This window comes from Catellatospora sp. NPDC049133 (assembly GCF_040648455.1).
Classification (GTDB): domain Bacteria; phylum Actinomycetota; class Actinomycetes; order Mycobacteriales; family Micromonosporaceae; genus Catellatospora; species Catellatospora aurea.
Window position 1 is genome coordinate 75635 of record NZ_JBEZDT010000011.1, and the last position, 19120, is coordinate 94754.

General features: G+C 73.0%; 14 protein-coding genes and 2 pseudogenes. 7 read left to right on the top strand and 9 right to left on the bottom strand.

The window, feature by feature from the left end; genetic code table 11:
• Nucleotides 1–15: 15 nt before the first annotated feature.
• Nucleotides 16–2709, bottom strand: coding sequence for an adenylate/guanylate cyclase domain-containing protein (locus AB0B35_RS14730; protein ID WP_361045149.1), 2694 nt, complete (start codon nucleotides 2707–2709; stop codon nucleotides 16–18).
• 524 nt (nucleotides 2710–3233) lie between these two features.
• Here AB0B35_RS14730 and AB0B35_RS14735 point away from each other — a divergent pair.
• From AB0B35_RS14735 to AB0B35_RS14745, 3 genes are all read left to right on the top strand, one after another.
• A complete protein-coding gene (locus AB0B35_RS14735; RefSeq protein WP_361045151.1) occupies nucleotides 3234–4145 on the top strand; it encodes a lytic murein transglycosylase in 912 nt (303 codons plus the stop codon).
• 152 nt (nucleotides 4146–4297) lie between these two features.
• Nucleotides 4298–5323 carry a GNAT family N-acetyltransferase gene (locus AB0B35_RS14740; RefSeq protein ID WP_361045154.1) on the top strand — a complete coding sequence of 342 codons (1026 nt, stop codon included), beginning with the start codon at nucleotides 4298–4300 and terminating at the stop codon, nucleotides 5321–5323.
• Nucleotides 5324–5327: 4 nt separating this feature from the next.
• Nucleotides 5328–5537, top strand: coding sequence for a zinc ribbon domain-containing protein (locus AB0B35_RS14745; RefSeq protein WP_361045158.1), 210 nt, complete (start codon nucleotides 5328–5330; stop codon nucleotides 5535–5537).
• 127 nt (nucleotides 5538–5664) lie between these two features.
• Here the strand turns inward: AB0B35_RS14745 and hemB are convergent, their stop codons facing one another.
• The 8 genes and pseudogenes from hemB to AB0B35_RS14785 all read right to left on the bottom strand — a co-directional run bounded on the left by hemB (nucleotide 5665) and on the right by AB0B35_RS14785 (nucleotide 14349).
• Nucleotides 5665–6648 carry a porphobilinogen synthase gene (gene hemB, locus AB0B35_RS14750; protein ID WP_361045161.1) on the bottom strand — a complete coding sequence of 328 codons (984 nt, stop codon included), beginning with the start codon at nucleotides 6646–6648 and terminating at the stop codon, nucleotides 5665–5667.
• A gap of 88 nt (nucleotides 6649–6736) precedes the next feature.
• Nucleotides 6737–8317 carry a uroporphyrinogen-III synthase gene (locus AB0B35_RS14755; RefSeq protein ID WP_203691274.1) on the bottom strand — a complete coding sequence of 527 codons (1581 nt, stop codon included), beginning with the start codon at nucleotides 8315–8317 and terminating at the stop codon, nucleotides 6737–6739.
• Nucleotides 8314–9234, bottom strand: coding sequence for a hydroxymethylbilane synthase (hemC, locus tag AB0B35_RS14760; protein ID WP_360531315.1), 921 nt, complete (start codon nucleotides 9232–9234; stop codon nucleotides 8314–8316). Before hemC ends, AB0B35_RS14755 begins: the two co-directional genes overlap by 4 nt.
• Nucleotides 9234–10568, bottom strand: a complete 1335-nt coding sequence (locus AB0B35_RS14765) for a glutamyl-tRNA reductase (RefSeq protein ID WP_361045165.1) — start codon at nucleotides 10566–10568, stop codon at nucleotides 9234–9236. Before AB0B35_RS14765 ends, hemC begins: the two co-directional genes overlap by 1 nt.
• 194 nt (nucleotides 10569–10762) lie before the next feature.
• Nucleotides 10763–11476, bottom strand: a pseudogene (locus AB0B35_RS14770) (redox-sensing transcriptional repressor Rex); the annotation flags it as partial.
• 395 nt (nucleotides 11477–11871) lie between these two features.
• Nucleotides 11872–12528, bottom strand: coding sequence for an HAD hydrolase-like protein (locus AB0B35_RS14775; protein ID WP_361045167.1), 657 nt, complete (start codon nucleotides 12526–12528; stop codon nucleotides 11872–11874).
• 56 nt (nucleotides 12529–12584) lie between these two features.
• Entirely contained in the window at nucleotides 12585–12809 is a 225-nt protein-coding gene (locus tag AB0B35_RS14780; protein ID WP_361045170.1) for a glutaredoxin family protein, read from the bottom strand.
• A gap of 31 nt (nucleotides 12810–12840) precedes the next feature.
• Nucleotides 12841–14349 (bottom strand): AMP-binding protein, encoded by a 1509-nt coding sequence (locus AB0B35_RS14785; protein ID WP_361045173.1) that lies wholly within the window; start codon nucleotides 14347–14349, stop codon nucleotides 12841–12843.
• 438 nt (nucleotides 14350–14787) lie between these two features.
• Between AB0B35_RS14785 and AB0B35_RS14790 the strand changes: the two genes are divergently transcribed.
• From AB0B35_RS14790 to AB0B35_RS14805, 4 genes and pseudogenes are all read left to right on the top strand, one after another.
• The gene (locus AB0B35_RS14790) at nucleotides 14788–15702 is read left to right on the top strand and encodes an ECF subfamily RNA polymerase sigma factor, BldN family (RefSeq protein WP_203691288.1); all 915 of its coding nucleotides are present in this window, start codon (nucleotides 14788–14790) and stop codon (nucleotides 15700–15702) included.
• Nucleotides 15703–15835: 133 nt separating this feature from the next.
• Nucleotides 15836–16684, top strand: a pseudogene (locus AB0B35_RS14795) (DUF5667 domain-containing protein); the annotation flags it as partial.
• 431 nt (nucleotides 16685–17115) lie between these two features.
• A complete protein-coding gene (locus AB0B35_RS14800; RefSeq protein WP_360531425.1) occupies nucleotides 17116–17925 on the top strand; it encodes an HAD-IB family hydrolase in 810 nt (269 codons plus the stop codon).
• Nucleotides 17922–19118, top strand: coding sequence for a hypothetical protein (locus tag AB0B35_RS14805; protein WP_361045177.1), 1197 nt, complete (start codon nucleotides 17922–17924; stop codon nucleotides 19116–19118). The genes AB0B35_RS14800 and AB0B35_RS14805 overlap by 4 nt, the downstream gene beginning before the upstream one ends.
• The last annotated feature ends 2 nt before the right edge of the window (nucleotides 19119–19120 follow it).

The following is a 19120-nucleotide window of genomic DNA, read 5'->3' on the forward strand; positions in this document are numbered from 1 at the left end:
GCGTCAGGGGCCGGTTCAGGAGCCGCTGGGCAGCTCGGCGAAGCGGCTGGAGTCCACCGCGAGATCAGGGTGCTCCACGGCCAGCGCCAGCGACGCCGTCTCCCCCAGCGACATCGCCGCGCCGTGGGCGTACGCCTCGTCGAACACCGCGTCGCCGAGCGCGATCCGGGCGGCCTCCTGCTGCGCGGTCCAGTACGGGGCGAAGATGCCCGGCCCGCAGTGCAGCCGTACCGTCGTCGACTCGGCCGCTCCGAACAGCGTCGCCGCCGTCATCGCGTCCCCGCCCTGCACGCACCGGGCCGCCATCGCCTTGACGGCCACGCAGGCGCGCCCGTGGAAGCCGTACGCCATGCGCGAGCGCAGCGCCACGGTCAGGTGCTCGTGCGCGGCGACCAGGTCGCCCCGGCGCAGCGCCACCATGCCCAGCAGCAGGTCCAGGGTGCGCCGCCCGCGCTCGGCCGGGCGCAGCTGCTCCAGCTGGCGGGAGGCGGCCAGCAGCGTGGCGGCCTCGTCGAGCGCGCCGCGCAGCCACAGCAACTCGGCCAGGTTGCACACCGCGAACAGCGCGTCCGGCGCGACGTCGTACCGGGTCGCCCAGGCGAGCACCTCACGGCAGGCCTGCTCGGCGTCGTCGGGCTTGCCCGCGTCGCGCAGCGCGCCCGATCGCCCGGCCAGCACCCGCGCCAGCAGGCCCGGATCCCCGGCACGGCGGCCGGCGGCCTCGGCGCGGCGGCTGAACCGCAGCTCCTCGACGAACTCGCCGTCGACGGCGGCATGGCCCGAGTGCGCATGGTAGGCGCGGGCCAGCTCCGCGTCGGGCACCCGCTCGCCGGTCTCGGACAGGCGGGCGTACAGCCGGAACAGCCACAGGCGGCCTTCCCGGGCCAGACCCCGCTCCCGCCACCACTGGTCGAGCCCGCAGGAGATCTGCAGCCCGGAACGGGCGCTGCCGCCCGTGCCGCACCAGCGCAGCGCGGCGCGCAGCTCCGCGATGAGCGGGTCGATCGAGTACAGCGACAGGGTCACCGGCTGCTCGTCCGGCCCGCGCCCGACCGCCTGCAGCGCGCGCAGCGCCCAGGCGACGTGCCGGTCCCGGGCCGCTGCCTCCTCCCCGTGCGCGGCCAGCCGCCGGGCGGCGTACCCCCGGATCGGGTCGAGCATGCGGTAGGTCGTGCCGTGCGCGCCCGGCTCGGCCTGCACCAGCGACTTGTCCACCAGCACGGTGAGCGGGCCGAGCGGGTCGTCGTCCATCAGCGACTCCACCCCGGCCAGGCCGACCGGCCCGGCGAAGACCGACAGCCAGCGCAGCAGCCGCGCCGCGTCGTCGGGCAGGGTGCGGTAGGACCAGGTCACCGTGGCCTGCATGGTGGCGTGCCGGGCGTGCGCGCCCGAGTGCGGCGGGCCCGCGTCCAGGGCCTGCAGCGGGTCGCTCTCCTCCGCGGTCAGCTCGGCGTGCAGCCGAGCCGCCAGCTCACCGCCGGACAGCACCCGCAGCCGGGCCGCGGCCAGCTCGATGGCCAGCGGCAGCCCGTCCAGACGGGCCGCCACCCGGGCCAGGTCGGCCAGTTCGGCCGGCTCGACCGCGCGCCCGCCCCGGGCCGCCGCGGTGCGCTCGGCCAGCAGCGTGACCGCGTCGCTGACGCCACCACCCCCGGCGGGCGCCAGCGACAACGGCGGGATGCGCCAGACCAGCTCACCCGCGATGCCCAGCGGCTCCCGGCTGGTGGCCAGCACGGTCACCTCACGCGCGCCGGCCAGCAGTTGGGCCACCAGCGGCGCGACGGCGCCCACATGCGCCTCGCAGGTGTCCAGCAGCAGCATCAGGCGGCGGGTCGAGGCATGCTCGACCAGCGTCTCGACGACCGGGCGGCCCGGCTCCGGGCGCAGCCCCAGCACCGTGGCGACGGTGAAGGCGAGCAGTCCCGGATCGGTGACACCGGCGATGTCGACGCTCCAGATACCGTCCGGACAGGACTCGATGAGGTCGTGCGCGACGGCCACGGCCAGCCGTGACTTGCCCGCCCCGCCCGCGCCGACCACGGTCACCAGCCGGTGCGCCGACAGCAGTTCGGCCAGCTCGACACGCTCCGGATGCCGCCCCACGAACGAGGTCAGCGGGCTGGGCAGGTTGTGGGGCGCGGTGCGCTCGGTGCGCGGGCGGGGGAAGTGCTGTTCCAGCTCGGGTGCGACGAGCTGGAACAGGCGCTCGCGGCCGTCGAAGCCGCGCAGCCGGTGCAGGCCCAGGTCCAGCAGCCAGGCCTGGTCGGGCAGGCGGGACGCGGCCTGCGCGGTCGACGCCGACAGCAGGATCTGCCCGCCGTGCGCCGCCGCGGCGACCCGGGCCGCGCGGTGCACCTCAGGGCTGGCGTACTCACCGCCGTGCGGCTGCGCGAATCCGGTGTGGAGCCCCATCCGCACCTTGGGCTGCGCCTGCGGGTCGGACCACGTGTGGGCTTCGAGCGCACGCTGCGCGCAGGCGCACGCCTCCACCGCGGTCGAGGCGTCGGCGAAGGCGAAGAAGTAGGAGTCGCCCTCGGTGAACAGTTCCACACCACCGGCCGCCGCGAGCACGGCACGCAGCACCCGCCGGTGCTCGTGGAGCACCGGCCGGTAGCCGTCACCGAGCATCTGGGCCAGTCGGGTCGAGCCCTCGATGTCGGTGAACAAGAACGTCACCTGCCCACGAGGCAGATGTGTACGCTGCTGCACGCGCGGATAACCTCCGCCCCCCTGGAAGTCGCGGTTCATGCTGCCGTACCCCCACCTGCACAGGACATCGTGAGAACGGGTTGATCGAGCCGTCCGAGGGTGTCGCCGTCCGCGAACGGTGAAGCCGATCAGTGCCGTGTCGAGCTTGCAACCGTCGTAACGACGACACCGCAGGGCGGATGTGGGCCGTGAGGTCACAACCGGATCATCCGAGCCGTCGCCGACGGACACGGCGTGCGCACGACAATGCGGCGCGCGCGAGGCATACTCGACCCGTGCGGGACGGGGAGGACACCACGGAAGCGGCGGCGCGGGCTCGGAAGCCGGCCGCCGAGGATGCTGTCGGCGCGACGGCGCCGCAGGACGCGGAAACCGTTGCCGCGACAGCGGCCGAGGCCGACGGCGATGCCATGACCAGGCCGAACACCGTGACCACAGCGGACGCTGCGACCACAGCGGATGCTGCGGCCACAGCGGATGCTGCGGCCACGCCGGCGGCCGAGGCCGCGCCGGGGACCGAGGCGGTGCCGGGGACCGAGGCGGTGCCGGGGACCGAGGCGGTGCCCGCGATCTCGGTCGGGGCGGCGATGGTGCGGCTGCGTTCGGCGGCGATGGACGCGGGCCGCGTGGTCTGGCGGCAGTCGCGCCGCCCGGTCGGCCGGCTCACGACCACGGGCGTCACCCTCGCGTTGCTGGTGGCCGCGGCCGGCGCGTCCGGTGCCCTGCTGATCCCTTCTCTGGTCGGAGCCAAGGCCGCGCCCGCGCCGTCGCCGTCGGTGTCGAGCGAGGCGCCCGCGAGCGCGACGCCGAGCCCCAGCTTCGAACCGCTCCCCACGGCCACCGCCGCGCCGAGCCCCGTGGCCCGGCCGGCCGCCGCGTTCCGCCGCTGGGCCGAGGCCACCTCCGCCAAGGTGAACGTGCCGGTGACGGCCCTGGAGGCGTATGCGTACGCCGAATGGGTGGTGACGTCGACCCGCCCGTCGTGCAAGCTGCGGTGGACCACGCTCGCCGCGATCGGCAAGATCGAATCTGATCACGGCCGCGCCAAGGGCGCGAAGCTCGGCGACGACGCCAAGGCGCTGCCGCCGATTGTCGGGCCCGCCCTGGACGGCACCAAGAACACCAAGAAGATCAACGACACCGACGCCGGCCGGCTCGATCTCGACAAGAAGTGGGACCACGCGGTCGGCCCCATGCAGTTCATCCCGACCACGTGGACGACCTACGGGGTGGACGCCGACAACGACCAGCTCATCGACCCGCACGACCTCGACGACGCGGCGCTGTCCGCGGCGTACTACCTCTGCGCGCCGAACAAGGACCTGACCGTCGTGGCCAACTGGAAATCGGTGGTGCTGTCGTACAACAACGTCGGGGTGTACCTGCAGAAGGTGTACGACACCGCGCAGGCGTACGGTCGTAGCAGTCAGACCTGATCCACCGGACGTCTCGCACAGTTCAGCGAAACGGCCCATAACACTACCGTCCGCCACTGCCTGCGTCGTTGAACGCCACTCAGAGTAATGGTTTGCATACGATGACAGGTGGGACCCTTCCGTTTCGGGGGCGCAGTGTGCAAGCTGGACAAGTGAAGGTGCGCGAATGGGATCCCCGTACCGCCGCCGCCACTGAGATCACCTCTCTGGTCGCGCTCCTCAACGAGGTGTCCGCGGTCGACCTACCTGATGATCCCCTGTGGCAAGACGGCCGGATGCGCGACTACCTGGCGGTCACCATGCCCGGTGAACGCAAGATGATGTGGCTGGTCGAGGAGAACGAGGGCGACGCCGCGCGCGGCGTGGCCCCGCTGGGCGCCGGGAGCATCATCCTGCTGGGCGACATCGGCGTCGTCGAGATCCTGGTCCATCCCAAGGCGCGCCGGCAGGCCATCGGCCGCGCGCTGCTGACCGAGCAGGTGCGGGTCGCCCTGCGCAAGGGCTTCACCACGCTCGGCGTCGAGGTGGCCGGCGGCACGTCCGCCGTCGACTTCTACCACGCGCACGGCTTCACCCTGGCGTTCACCGAGATCCGCAGCGTGCTGCGGCTCGACACGGTCGACTGGTTCTCCCTCGGCGACATGGCCGCGGGCGTCGGCGCCGGCTACCAGATCGAGTTCTACGCCGACGGCCCGCCCGAGCACCTGATCACGCCGTACGCGGCCGCCAAGGCCGAGGTGCGCGACGACTACGACCTCGGCGACCTGGAGCTGCGCCCGAGCTCCTACGAGCCGGAGCGGCTGCTGGCCAGCCTGCACACCCTGGCCGCCCGGGGCCTGAAGCTCTACATCGTGGTCGCCGTCCAGGAGAAGACGGGCGAGGTCGCCGGCCTGACCGAGGTCGTGGTGCCCGCCCAGCGCCCCGGCCGTGCCGACCAGTACGACACCGTCGTCGTGCCGCGCCACCGCGGCTACGGCGTGGGCCGTGCCATCAAGGCCCGGATGCTGTTCGAGCTGCGCTCGGCCGAGCCGAACCTGACCGAGGTGCAGACCTGGAACGCGGCGGTCAACGAACCCCTCATCAAGGTCAACCAGGAGCTCGGCTTCGTCGCCGACCGCCAGTGGCTGGAGTACGAGGGCGACGTCGTGGAACTGGCCGCCAACCTCCGCATAAGCTGATCCGATGCCACGCTACGACTTCCGCTGCCGCGCCTGCGGCGACACGTTCGAGGTGAACCGGCCGATGGCGGCCGCGGGTGACCCCGCGCCCTGCCCGGCCGGCCACGACGACACCGTGAAGCTGCTGACCACCGTCGGCCTCTCCGGCCGCGGCGACGCGATCCCCGCGCCGTCCGGCGGTGGCGGCTGCTGCGGTGGCGGCTGCTGCAGCTGACCCGTCCCGCGCCGTCGCACGACGCCCTTCCACCAGCAAGATCGCTGTTTTCGGTCAAGATGTCAGGCCAGGCCTCACAAGATGACCGCAAACAGCGATCTTGAAATCGCCCCTGCGGGGCGGGCGGCTAGAAGTCCGCGCGCAGGCGGCGGGCGGCGTCAGTGGCCCAGTACGTGAGGATCATCTGCGCGCCGGCGCGGCGGATGGAGTGCAGCGTCTCCATCATCACCCGGTCGCGGTCGATCCAGCCGTTGGCGGCGGCCGCCTCGACCATCGCGTATTCGCCGCTGACCTGGTAGGCGGCGACGGGCACGTCGACCATGTCCCGGACCGCGGCGACCACGTCGAGGTAGGGCAGCGCGGGCTTGACCATGACGATGTCGGCGCCCTCGGCGACGTCGAGCGCGACCTCGCGCAGCGACTCCCGCAGGTTCGCCGGGTCCTGCTGGTAGGTGCGCCGGTCGCCCTCCAGCGACGACTCGACAGCGTCGCGGAACGGGCCGTAGAAGGCGGAGGCGTACTTGGCCGCGTAAGCCAGGATCGTGGTGTCGCGGTAGCCGGCCTCGTCGAGGGCGCGGCGTACCACGGCGACCTGGCCGTCCATCATCCCCGAGGGGCCGACCACGTGCACGCCAGCGGCGGCCTGGGCCACCGCCATGCGGGCGTACGCCGCCAGGGTCGCGTCGTTGTCCACCGAGCCGTCGGGGCGCACCAGGCCGCAGTGGCCGTGCGAGGTGAACTCGTCCAGGCACAGGTCGCTCATGACCACGACGCTGTCGCCGACCTCGGCGACCACGTCGCGGATCGCGACGTTGAGGATGCCGTTCGGGTCGATGCCGCCGGAGCCGACGGCGTCCTTCTCGGCCGGGATGCCGAACAGCATGACCCCGCCGATGCCTGCCTGCGCCGCCTCGGCGACGGCCTTGCGCAGCGACTCGCGCGAGTGCTGGAGCACGCCGGGCAGCGACTTCACGGGGCGGGGCTCGGCGAGGCCCTCCTTCACGAACAGCGGCAGGATCAGCTCGGCCGGGTGCAGCCGGGTCTCGCTGACCATCCGCCGCATCGCCGCGGTCGTGCGCAGCCGTCGCGGCCGCACGTTCGGGAAGGACATCACGCACTCCCTGTCTTTCCTGTGATCGAGGTGTCCCCGACGCTGCTATAACGACGTCGAGGACACTTCGATCACGTGGTGCCGCAGCTCAGCGGAAGCGCAGGGCGGTGGGGCCCTGCACCTTCGAGCCGCGGCGCTGCTTGGCAGGCATCGCGGCGAGCCGCTCACGCAGCTCGACGGCGTACATCGCGAGCGCCTCGACCAGGTCGGGGACGGACGCGTGCTCGGGCTGCACGTCGACGCGCAGACCGAACTCCAGTGCGGTCTCGGCCGTCTTCGGGCCGATCACCGAAACCACCGTACGCTGGTGCGGTTTGCCGGCGATACCGACGAGATTGCGGACTGTGGAGCTTGACGTGAAGAGAACCGCGTCGAAACCACCCGACTTGATGGCGTTGCGGATCTCCTCCGGCGGCGGCGCGGCGCGCACGGTCCGGTAGGCGGTCACGTCGTCGACCTCCCAGCCGCGCTCGGTGAGCCCGGCGGCGAGCGTCTCGGTCGCGATGTCGGCGCGGGGCAGCAGCACCCGGCCCACCGGGTCGAAGATCTCGTCGTACGGCGCGAACTCGGCGAGCAGACCCTCGCTCGACTGGTCGCCCGCGGGCACCAGCTCGGGCTGGATGCCGAAGGAGCGGACCGCCTCGGCGGTCGCCTCGCCGATGCAGGCGATCTTGACGCCGCCGAAGTGGCGGGCGTCGAGGCCGTGCTCGCCGAACTTCTCCCACACCGCGCGCACCGCGTTGGCGCTGGTGAAGATGACCCACGCGTACCGGCCGTCGACCAGGCCCTTGATCGCCCGCTCCATCTGGGCCGGGGTCCGGGGCGGCTCGACCGCGATCGTCGGCACCTCGCACGGGATGGCCCCGTACGCCCGCAGCCGCGCGCTCATGACGCCCGCCTGCTCCTTGGTGCGCGGCACCAGCACGCGCCAGCCGTACAGCGGCCGCCGCTCCCACCAGCCGAGCTTGTCCAGGTGCTGGACGCCCCCGCCGACGGTCACCACGACCCGGCCGGAGAAGCCCAGCGCGGCGGCGACGAAGCTGTCCACCGACGAGGTGGTCGTGTACTGCGTGTCGCCGGTGCCGTCACCGGTGATCGCCACCGGGGCGGTGCCGTCGACGCCCGCGGCCAGCAGGCCGTCGCGCACCGAGGCGAGGTCGCCGGCGTCGACGGCCAGCGCGACCGAGCCGTGCCGCACCGCGGCGGCCAGCCCGTCGAAGTCGAGCGTGGTGACGTCGTCGACGTCGGCAGCGGTGCGCACACCGGTCAGCGGCACGCCCGCGTAGGTCGCCACACCGGCGGCCTGGGGCACGCCGGGCACGACGGCGAAGCGCACGTTGGTCCGGGCGACCGCCTGGACCTCCTTGACCACGGCGTCGTGGCCGAAGGGGTCACCGGTCACCAGGTGCACCGCGTTGCGACCCGAACGCGCCTCGGACAGCAGCACCTTGGCCACGTCCCCGGGCACGCCCTCGGCGGGGCTGTATTCGGTCAGGTCGCCGGTCTCGGCCTTGAGCGTGTCGAGCAGCGCGTCGGGCACGCTGCGGTCGTACACGATGTGGTCGGCTTCGAGCAGCGTGTCGTACGCGCGGCGGGTGAGCAGTCCCGGGTCGCCGGGTCCAGCCCCGACGAACGCGACGTGCCCGGCGGGCTTACGGGTGCGGGTCATTCTGCACTCCCAAGTACATTCTCGGCACCGTCTTCGAGCAGGTCGGCGGCCAGGGCCCGCCCGATCTGCTCGGCCTCGGCGAGCGTTCCGGTGCGCGACAGCCGGAGGGCGAACCGCCCGTCCACGCTGATCACCGCACCGCGCAGGTAGATCTCGTCGTCTTCGGTTGTCTCGGCCAGCGCGGCGACGGGTGCGCTGCACCCTGCCTCCAGCGCGGCCAGCAGCGCCCGCTCGGCGGTGACCGCCGCACGGGTCGCCCGGTGGTCGAGGGCCGCGAGGGCCTCGACCAGATCGGCATCTGCGGACCGGCACTCGACGGCCAGCGCGCCCTGGGCGGGCGCGGGCAGCATCAGCATCGGGTCCAGGATCTCGGTGACCTCACCGGCGCGGCCCAGCCGGGCCAGGCCGGCGCGGGCCAGCACGACCGCGTCCAGCTCGCCGTCGGCGACCTTGCGCAGCCGGGTGTCCACGTTGCCGCGGATCGGCACGGTGGTGACGGGCAGGCCCAGCGCGTTGATCTGCGCGATGCGGCGCAGCGCGCCGGTGCCGATCACGGCGCCGGCGGGCAGCTCGGCCAGGGTCAGCCCGTCCCGGGCGATCAGGGCGTCGCGCGGGTCCGCCCGCTCGGGCACGGCCGCGATGGACAGGCCGTCGGCGGGCGCGGTGGGCAGGTCCTTGTACGAGTGCACCGCGAAGTCGATCTCCTTCGCGGTCAGCGCGTCACGCAGGGCGGACACGAACACGCCCACGCCGAGCTGCTGCACGGGCGCGGACGAGCGGTCGCCCGCCGTCGCGATCTCCACCAGCTCGACCGGCAGGCCGGTCGCCGCGGTCACCAGATCCGCGACGGTCTGCGACTGCGCCATCGCCAGGGCGCTGCCCCGCGTACCCAGCCGGAGCACTCCGGTACGGCTCATCAGGCACCCCCCTTCAAATCTGGCACGTCGGCCACCGTGGTGTGGTCCGGCGATCCGGGGATCACCGACAGGTCGAACAGGTCGCGCAGCAGGCTGGCGTACGCCTCCCCGCCGGGCTCGGCGGCCAGCTGGCGCACCCGCACGGTGGGCTGGTGCAGCAGGCGCTGCACGATCCGGTGCACGGTGTGCGCCACGTCGGCGCGTTGCTCGTCGGTCAGGTCGCTGCGGCGCTGGGCGAGGCGGCGCAGCTCGGCGCTGACCACGTCCTCGGCCCTGGCCCGCAGCGCGGCGACCGTCGGCGCCACCTCGGCGCCGCGCAGCCAGCTCGCGTACGAGTCGACCTCGCCGGCGACGATCTCCTCCACGGCCGCGACCTCGCGGTCGGCGGACGAGCGGGGGCAGACCGGCGCGCCGGACGTGGCCGGGTCGAGCACGGTGCCCAGGCGCGCGACGTCGACGAGCCGCACCCCGGGAAGTTCGGCGACGGCCGGCTCGACATCGCGCGGCATCGCCAGATCGATGATAGTCAGGATCTTGGCGGACCCGGCGCGCGCCGCACCGACGTTGCCCGTGGTGAGTACGTGGCCGGTCGAGGCGGTCGCGGTGATCACGACGTCGGCGTCGACCAGCAGCTCGGGCAGGCGCTCCATCGGGGCGGCGGTGGCGCCGTACGCGTCGGCGAGCCGCTGCGCGCGGTCCAGGCCGCGGTTGACCACGGTGACCGTGCCCGCGCCGCGGCGGGTCAGCTCGGCGACGGCCAGCGCGCCCATCGCCCCGGCCCCCACCACGAGCCAGCGGTGGCAGTCCGCGGAGTTCGCGACGGCGTGGTCCAGCGCGGCGCTGACCATGCTGCGCGGCGCGTGGTCGATGCCGGTCTCGGCGTGCGCCCGCTTGCCGACCCGCAGGGCCTGCTGCAGCAGCTCGTGCAGCACCTTGCCGGCCGCGTCGGCCTCGGTGGCGTGCTGGTATGCCTCGCGGAGCTGGCCGAGGATCTGCGCCTCGCCGGCCACCATCGAATCGAGCCCGGCGGCGACCCGGAAGACGTGGCGCACCGCGTCCTGGCCGTGGTGCACGTAGAGGGTGCTCGCGAGCTGCTCGGCGGGCACGCCGGACAGCTCCGACAGCACCTCGCCGAGGTGGCTCAGACCGGCGTGGAACGCGGGCACGGCGGCGTAGACCTCTACCCGGTTGCAGGTGGAGACCACGACCGCCTCGGCCAGCTCACCACCGGCCAGCAGCCGGGGCAGCGCCTGCGGGCCTTCGACCAGCGACAGCTTCTCCAGCAGTTCCACCGGCGCCGTCCGGTACGACGCGCCGACCACGACGAGGTTCACGCGGCCACCTCTCCTCGTGCGGCCGGGCTGCCGTTCACGGCCCCACCCGCCTCGGCAATGACGCGGGCGACCCGGCCCCGGCCGGCGGCGCGGGCCACCGGGCGGACCGGTTCGGCCCCGTTGAGTGCCGCCGGGGCGGCAGACGTTGCCTGGTCGCCGGCCAGGGCCACCGCCTTGGCCAGCTCGGCCCCGCGGGCCGACTTGCGGTGCTCGTGGAACGAGAGGATCTGCAGCTCCACGGCGAGGTCCACCTTGCGGACGTCGACCTGCTCCGGAAGGTTGAGCACCACCGGGGCGAAGTTCAGGATGCTGGTGACCCCGGCCGCGACCAGCTGGTCGGCGACGGCCTGGGCGGCCCCGGCGGGGGTGGCCAGCACGGCGATGGAGATCGCCTCCGACTTGACCACCTCGGGGATGTCGCTGATGTGCCGCACGGCGAGCCCGTTGATCAGCTCGCCGACGCGGGTCAGGTCGGCGTCGAACAGCGCGGCGATGCGGAAGCCGCGGCTGGCGAACCCGGCGTAGCCGGCCAGCGCGTGACCGAGGTTGCCGACGCCGACGAGGGCGACGGCCCGGCGCTTGTTCAGGCCGAGGATGTACTCGATCTGGCCGACCAGGGGCTCGATGTCGTAGCCGACGCCGCGGGTGCCGTACGAGCCGAGGTGGGAGAGGTCCTTGCGGAGCTTGGCCGAGTTGACCCCGGCGGCGGTGGCCAGGCCCTCACTGGAGACGGTGTCGTGCCCGGTCTCGGCGAGGTGATGCAGAGCACGCAGGTATTCGGGCAGTCGGGCCACCGTGGCCTCGGGCAGGTCCGGGAAATCCGGTTGGCTGCCGAGCGCCGCCGAGGGCGTGACCGCGCCGACACGGCCGGTGATACCGGCTTCGTGACCGGTGCGCTGCTGACTCATGAGACTCCGTGCCGAACAAGGCTTAGACCCCAGATCACATGGCCGAACGGCTCTGTGCTAGCGGGGAACGTCGAGGTAACAGACTAAGCGCTTGTGAACAGGTGCACAAATCGCGATCTTGAAAGCGCGCCCATCCGGGAGCGCGAATCGGCCAGAATGCCCCCGCGGCATGTGTGCCCCCACTCTGGCCCGACGCCGCTCTGCCCGTCACGGAGAGTCGCCGAAAAGGCGGTTCGCGACGGACGTCCGGATGGGCGCTGCTCCGCGATTATGTCGCAACTACGACAATCGCTACCAAAACACGCCCGCTTGATTCACCGCAAACACATGCAGAAGAAGCAAACCATCCAAAGCGGTGACTGGCGCCCTCGACCACCGTCATCCAGAGACGAACGTCACGCCGCGAGCGCGACCGCCTCCAGCAGGCTGTCCGCGACCGGCACTCCATACGTGCGCAGTTTGGCCGGATCGGTGAAGCCGCCGGTGTAGAGCACGCAACGCGCGCCCACGGACGCCGCCGCGTCGGCGTCGTCGATCGAGTCGCCGATCAGCACCACGTCCGCGCCCTCCAGGCGCAGTTCGGCCAGGTGCCGCTTCAGGTGGCCGGCCTTGTGCGCCTGCTCCCCGCCCAGCCGCTCGCGCAGCCCGTCCACCCGGATGAAGTGCGACGTCAGCTCGTACCGGGTGACCGTCGGGACCAGCTCGTCGTGGAACCACATGGACAACAGCGACTGCGTTCCGGTCCAGCCGCGCAGCGCGTCCCGCGCACCGGCGGCCAGGGCCAGCTCGGCCAGGCCGGTGCGGTAGGCGTTGTGGAAGATCTGGTCCAGCTGGGCGAATTCCGCTTCGGTGACCGTGCGGCCCAGCACCGAGCCGTAGTACTCGCTGATCGGGCGGCGGAAGTCACGGCGGTGCTCGTCGGCGGTGACCTTGACCGACAGGCCGGGAGCGGCCGCCTCGAACGCCACGTTGGTGGAGTTCACGACCAGGTGCAGGTCGTCGACGAGGGTCCCGTTCCAGTCCCAGACAAGGTGCTTCGCGCCGCGCTTCATCGCGCCAGATTACTCGCGTGACCGCTGCTCAGGGTGCCCCGCCCGGGCCGCGGAGATCAGGCCGCGAGGTCGCGGCGCAGCCGCTGCTCCTCCACCCGCCAGTAGCCGTGCTCCCGGCCGTCCAGCATGATCACCGGGATCCGGTCGCCGTACTCGGCCTCCAGTTCCCGGTCGCCCGAGATGTCGATCTCCTCGAACGGCTCGCCGATGCGCTCCAGCACCGCCACCGCGTCCTCGCACAGGTGGCAGCCGGGCCGGGTGTACAGGGTCAGTCGGGTCACGCCGTCATTCTCGCGGACCGGGCTCCGCGTATCACAGCAGCCCCTTGCGCACCTTGCCGATGACCGAGTACGGCAGGGCGTCCGCGAACTCGATCTCGCTCGGGCACTTGAACCTGGCCAGGTTGCGGGCGCAGTGCGCGGCCAGCTCCGCCGCGGTGACCTCGCCCCGCTGGGCGGGCACCACCACCGCGCGCACCTGCTGCCCGGTCATCGGGTGCGGCGCGCCCAGCACGGCCGCCTGGGCCACGCCCGGGTGCGCCAGCAGCACCTGCTCCACCTCGGCCGGGTACACGTTGAAGCCGCTGACCAGGATCAGCTCGCCGAGCCGGTCGACCAGGAACAGGTCTCCGTCGCCGTCGGCGTACGCCACGTCGCGGGTGGGCCACCAGCCGTCGGCGTCCGGGCCGCCCCGGCCGTCGGGCCAGTACCCGGCGAACAGGTTCTGCCCCCGGGCCACCACCTCGCCGGGGTCGGTGCCCGGCGAGTCGGGCACGTCGAGGTCGAGGTCGTCCTCCTCGGCCGCGCCGAGCGGCTCCCCGCCCCGCCACACGTCCTCCCCGGCCCGGTTCACCAGGCGCAGCTCGACCCCAGGCAGCGGCCGGCCGATGGAGCCCGGCTTGGCCGACGGGGCCGCGACGGTGGAGGCCAGCACCGGAGCGGTCTCGGTCAGCCCGTAGCCGATCTGCACGGTGTGCCCGGTGAGCGCGGTGAAGCGCGCCGCCGCGGCAGGCTCCAGCGCGGCCGCGCCGCACACCGCCAGCCGCACCGAGCGCAGCCGCTCGCCGATGTCCGGCACCGCGCTCCAGGCGAGGAACATGGGCGGCACGCCGACCAGCACGCTCACTTCGTGCTCGGCGATCAGCGTGGCGGAGGCGGCCGGGTGGAAGTCGGCGAGCAGCACGCCGGCCGCGCCGTGGAACAGCACCGAGCCGAGGCCGGTGTTGAGCCCGTACGCGTGGAACAGCGGCAGCGCCAGCAGCACCGTGTCGTCCGGGCCGACCAGCGGCGGCTCCACGGCGGCCAGCTGCCGGTGGTTGGCCAGCAGCGCCGCGTGCGGCAGCATCGCGCCCTTGGGCACGCCTTCCGTGCCGGAGGTGTAGAGCAGCAGCGCCAGGCCGTCACCGGCGCCCTCGGCGGGCGGGGCGCCCTCGGCCACCGGCAGCACGGTCAGCGGATGGGCCACGGCGCCGTCGACACCCGCCAGCAGCTCCGGTGGCGCGACCAGCACCTGCGCCCCGCTGTCGGCCAGCACGTGGCGCAGCTCGCGCGGGGTGAAGCCGGGGTTGCAGGGCACCGCGACCAGGCCCGCCCGCAGCACGGCCAGCAGGGCGACCGGGAAGTCGAGGCCGTTGGGCAGGGCGATCGCGACACGCGCGGGATGTCCGGCCGAGGCGGGAAGTGCCAGCGCGGCCAGGCCGCATGCGGCGGCGTCGACCCGCCTATCCCACTCCGCCCAGGTCAGGCTCTCCTCGCCCGCGCGCAGCGCGATGCGGTCCGGGGTCGCGGCGGCGTGCTGGCGCAACAGTGTGGCGAGGTTCACGGAGGCTGAGTTTTCCACAGCGCGGCCCGCGCGCCCACCCCTCGCGTTCACCGCCCTGACACGACGCTGTCACAGGCGCGACAGCAGCATCACCCGGCCGGGTGAGTCGGCCCCGAAACTTTCGGTCAGTACGCGGACCAGCGCACAACGTGTGCGACTACCCCTACGGGTGCCGGTGCAACATTTCGGTCCGGCGTGTAACTGACTCCACACCGCTGGGTGAGTTGGGGCCTTTATAGTCCTCAGGGTCGGCTCACCCGTTTTGCCATGAGTCGACACCCCTCAGCCAGAGGAGGCCTTTGTGCCGTTTATCGCACCGAACGAGTACCTCATGGGTGTTCAGCGGCTTATGGTGGAGATTGCCCGGTATGCCGGAGGTCGTACGCGCCCTCCGCAGCACCGGGGCGGATCGGTCTGGGGGCACGCGGAGGTGGCGGGATGAGTTCTGTGTTGTTCGGCGATGATGTGGTCACCAGCGAGGTGGCGGCGGCCCGCCGGGCCCTGGTCGACGGCCTGACGCTGCTCCGTACTTCGCTCAACGACATGCTGGCCACAGCGGTACGTGGCGACGGCGGCACGCAGCGGATCCGCACCCGGCAGAGCAACGACGCCGCGGTCCGCCACCAGCCCCCGGGCACCAAACCCGTGGGCGGGCGGGTCAACGGGCGCAGCGCCCCCACCCAGGCCGGCGGCTCCGCCGTCGAGAGCGGCGAGACCCAGGTCCTGCCGTCCGTCGAGGAGGGCGGCTCCGGCGGCACCGGCTACCCGGACCGGCCCGATCCCAGCGACGCCGCACACGAGGTGTGGACGCTGGTGGAGCGGGCTCAGCAGGGCGACGCCGAGGCGTTCGGGCTCATCTACGACCGGTACGTCGACACGGTGTTCCGGTTCATCTACTTCCGGGTCGGCAACCGCCCGCTGGCCGAGGACCTGACCTCGGACACCTTCCTGCGCGCGCTCAAGCGCATCAGCAGCTTCACCTGGCAGGGCCGCGACCTGGGCGCGTGGCTGGTCACCATCGCCCGCAACCTGGTCGCCGACCACTTCAAGTCCGGCCGGTACCGGCTGGAGGTCACCACCGGCGACGTGCTGGACGCCGACCGCGAGGACCGCGGCCCCGAGGGCAGCCCCGAGACGGCCGTGGTGGACCACATCACCAACGTGGCGCTGCTGACGGCGGTCAAGCAGCTCAACCCCGAGCAGCAGGAGTGCATCGTGCTGCGGTTCCTCCAGGGCTTCTCGGTGGCGGAGACCGCGCAGGCGATGGGCAAGAACGAGGGCGCGATCAAGGCCCTGCAGTACCGCGCCGTGCGCGCGCTCGCCCGCCTGCTGCCCGAGGGGTTCCAACCGTGAACGTGACTCACCTCACTCCGGGTGCCCCGTCACCCTCGACGGCCGTAACTGATCGTGCCCTGGCCCCGTTTGACCGGGTGCGAGCGGCATTCTCAGCGTTCGCCGTAACCATCACCGCGATCAGCGAAGGGGGGTGCCCGCGGTGAACAACATTTCCCTGTTCGATCGTGGGCGTGCCGAGCGCTTCGCCCAGTTGCTCGACGAGGCCAACGGCGGCCGCCGTCACCACACCCGGTCCCGCCTCGACGGCCAGCTCACGGAGCTGGTCACCGTCGGACAGCAGCTGCGCACCGTGGCCCTGCCCGGCGCGCCCGAGGCCAACTTCAAACGGGATCTGCGCGCTCAGCTGATCGCCACCGCGGAACGCGAGGGCATCGGCGTGACCGCCCGGACCGACGTCGAGGACCAGCGCGCGGCGGCGCCCTGGACCGCCCGCACACCCGGCCGGGCGCGCGCCCGCGGGGCGATCGTCATCGGCATCGCCGCCGGCACGCTGGCACTGTCCGGCGTATCGGTGGCCAGCGGTGAGGCGATCCCCGGCGACGCCCTCTACGGCGTCAAGCGGCAGACCGAGAAGGCCCAGCTCGCGCTGGCCGGCTCGGACCTGTCCCGTGGCCGGCTCTACCTCGAGTTCGCCCGCACCCGCCTGTCGGAGGCGCACGCCGTGCGCACCGACGCCACCGGGTTCGGGGCCGCGCTCACCGACATGGACAGCGACACCACACAGGGCATCCGAATGCTGATCACGTCCGCCATGGCGCGACGCGACACCTCCGCCCTGGACGCGGTCGACCGCTTCGTCGCCGACCAGCGCATGCTCGTCGGGCAGCTGCTCGACAGCGGCACCGACCGGGAGAAGGTCACCGGCTCGCTGTCCCTGCTGGACCGGATCGAGAAGCGCTCCGCCGCGGCCCGCACGGCGCTGGCCTGCGGCGCGGGTTCCAACGGCAGCGACAAGCTCGGTTCCGTGCCCGGCGCGTGCGCCAACGCGGTCACCCAGCCCTCGCGGCCGGAACAGCAGCAGCAGGAACCGGCGGAGACCAAGGAGAACGCCAAGCCGGGCAGCAACGGCACCACGCCCGCCGCCCCGCAGGCGTCGGCCAGCCCGAACGCCTCGGCATCGCCCGCGGCTCCCGACGGCGAGACCGAGCAGGCGCAGGACGACGGCCTGCTCGACGAGCTGGGACGGATCCTCGGCGGCCTGCTGGGCTAGCCCGACAGAGGCAACACGGGGGCGCGGTGCCGGGAACGGCGTCGCGCCCCTACTGTGTGCGGCGTCCGGCGGCGCATACGCTCTAGCGGTCGCGCGCACCACGTTCCCCGCAGAAGGAGGGCCCGATGGCACGTCGTCGCAGTCCGGCGCAGCCGACCGCCGCCACGGCCGGGCCGCTGCTGCCACCGACCATCGTGCCGATGCCCCTGACCGAGCCGGCCGCACCGGTCGCCGACCGCACCGGGGCCGCGTTCTTCGACGTCGACAACACGATGATGCAGGGCGCCTCGCTGTACTACTTCGCCCGCGGCCTGGCGTCCCGGCGCTACTTCACCACCATCGACCTGGCCAGGTTCGCCATCAGCCAGGCGAAGTTCCGCCTGCTGGCCGCCGAGCACTCCGGCGACATCGCGCAGGCCCGCGAGGCGGCGCTCGCCTTCATCGAGGGCTGGCAGGTCGACGACGTGCAGCGGCTCAGCGAGGAGATCTTCGACGAGCTGATGGCAGACCGGATCTGGTCCGGCACCCGCGCGCTCGCCGACCAGCACCTGGCCGCCGGCCAGCGCGTCTGGCTGGTCACCGCGGCCCCCGTCGAGCTGGGCCGGGTCATCGCGGCGCGGCTCGGCCTCACCGGCGCGCTGGGCACGGTCGCGGAGATCCGCGACGGGGCGTACACCGGCCGCCTGGTCGGCGAGATGATGCACGGCCCCGCCAAGGCGCACGCCATCGAGGCGCTGGCCGCCGCCGAAGGGCTGGACCTGACCCGGTGTACCGCGTACAGCGACTCGATCAACGACGTGCCGATGCTGACCAGCGTCGGGCGCGCGGTCGCCGTCAACCCCGACAGCGCGCTGCGCCGGATGGCCCGCACCCAGGGCTGGGACATCCGGGACTTCCGCTCCGGGCGCAAGGCCGCCAAGGTCGCCGTGCCCGTCGCACTCGGCGCGGGCGTGCTGGCCGGCGCGGTCGCGGGCGGTGTGGTGCTGAGCCGCCGCCGGAAGAAGACGTGACGCTGCCCGGACGGCGCACCACCCCACCGCCGGCCGAGGACCTGACGACACCCGCCCGACGCGACACCTCGCCCGCGGCGGACCCGCAGCCGCCCGGACCGCACCGGCACCCCGCCACCCTGCCGGTCCCCCGTGCCGTCGCGCTGCTGCTCGCCCTGGGCGCGGTGGGCTTCATGCTCGCGCTGAGCCCACGGCAGCCCGCCCCGCCCCGTTCGGCCGAACCGGCGCTCGCGGAGGCGTATCCGGGTGCCGTCGCCCAGGACACCCCTGGCACGCTGGCCGACGGGTCGGCGTACACCCCGGTCTACTTCCTCAGCGCGACCGGGTCCGTCGGCACAGCGCTGTCGCCCGGCGGCGCCGATGTGCGGCTGTTGCTGCGTGACCGGGGCGTTGAGCGCGAGCTGCGCCGCATGCCCAAGGACACCGCCGCCGAGTTCGCCGGCTTCACCAGCGACGGCACGATCGTGGCCTGGGTGGAGCTGAGCAGCGACGCCGACGGCGCGGGCCGCAGCGGCGTCTGGACGGCCCGGCTCGACGGCGGCGCGCCGCGCCTGGTCACCGAGGACACCGGCCTGGTGATGCTCTTCGACAAGCAGGGCGACCTGGTCCTGCACGACGGGCAGCTGAGCTGGATGGCCGACGTCGGCAAGCCAGGCGTGTCCGCGATCTACACGGTGCCGGTGGCCGGTGGCAGGCCCGTCGTGCGGGAGATGACCGGTGGGTACGCCATCAGCGCCTGGCCGTGGCTGGTCAGCGAGCCGGTCGCCGATGCGGGTTCGATCGAGCTGACCAACCCGCAGACGGCCGAGCGTGTCCTGGTCGGCGTGCAGAGCGGCGAGCTGATGAGCTGTTCGGCGGTCTGGTGCCGGTCACTGATCATCGGCAGCACCGAGGCCTCCACGGTCATCGAGCTGCTACGCCCCGACGGCTCCGAGCGCGTGCGCACCGTGACCGGCGCGGTCTCCTCGGCCATCGCCGACGTGGCCGTCCTGGACCGCTTCGAGGTGTACACCCGCTCGACCCAGGGCCTCACGACCACTCGGGTGATGCTCTACGACCTCAAGACCCGCACCCTGTCCCTGGTCACCGCCAACGCGGGCCGCATCGCCTGCCGTGGCGGCGTCCTCTGGTGGTCCACCGGCGACAACGAAACCCTCACCTGGCACGCCATAGACCTGCGCGAGCTCCCCTGACC

What these genes read in the sequence shown, in the direction of transcription:
- AB0B35_RS14790 (WP_203691288.1), top strand. Translation starts at nt 14,788, where the DNA reads ATGAGTTCTGTGTTGTTCGGCGATGATGTGGTCACCAGCGAGGTGGCG.
- AB0B35_RS14800 (WP_360531425.1), top strand. Translation starts at nt 17,116, where the DNA reads ATGCCCCTGACCGAGCCGGCCGCACCGGTCGCCGACCGCACCGGGGCC.
- AB0B35_RS14755 (WP_203691274.1), bottom strand. Translation starts at nt 8,317, where the DNA reads ATGACCCGCACCCGTAAGCCCGCCGGGCACGTCGCGTTCGTCGGGGCT.
- AB0B35_RS14775 (WP_361045167.1), bottom strand. Translation starts at nt 12,528, where the DNA reads ATGAAGCGCGGCGCGAAGCACCTTGTCTGGGACTGGAACGGGACCCTC.
- hemC (WP_360531315.1), bottom strand. Translation starts at nt 9,234, where the DNA reads ATGAGCCGTACCGGAGTGCTCCGGCTGGGTACGCGGGGCAGCGCCCTG.
- AB0B35_RS14745 (WP_361045158.1), top strand. Translation starts at nt 5,328, where the DNA reads ATGCCACGCTACGACTTCCGCTGCCGCGCCTGCGGCGACACGTTCGAG.
- hemB (WP_361045161.1), bottom strand. Translation starts at nt 6,648, where the DNA reads ATGTCCTTCCCGAACGTGCGGCCGCGACGGCTGCGCACGACCGCGGCG.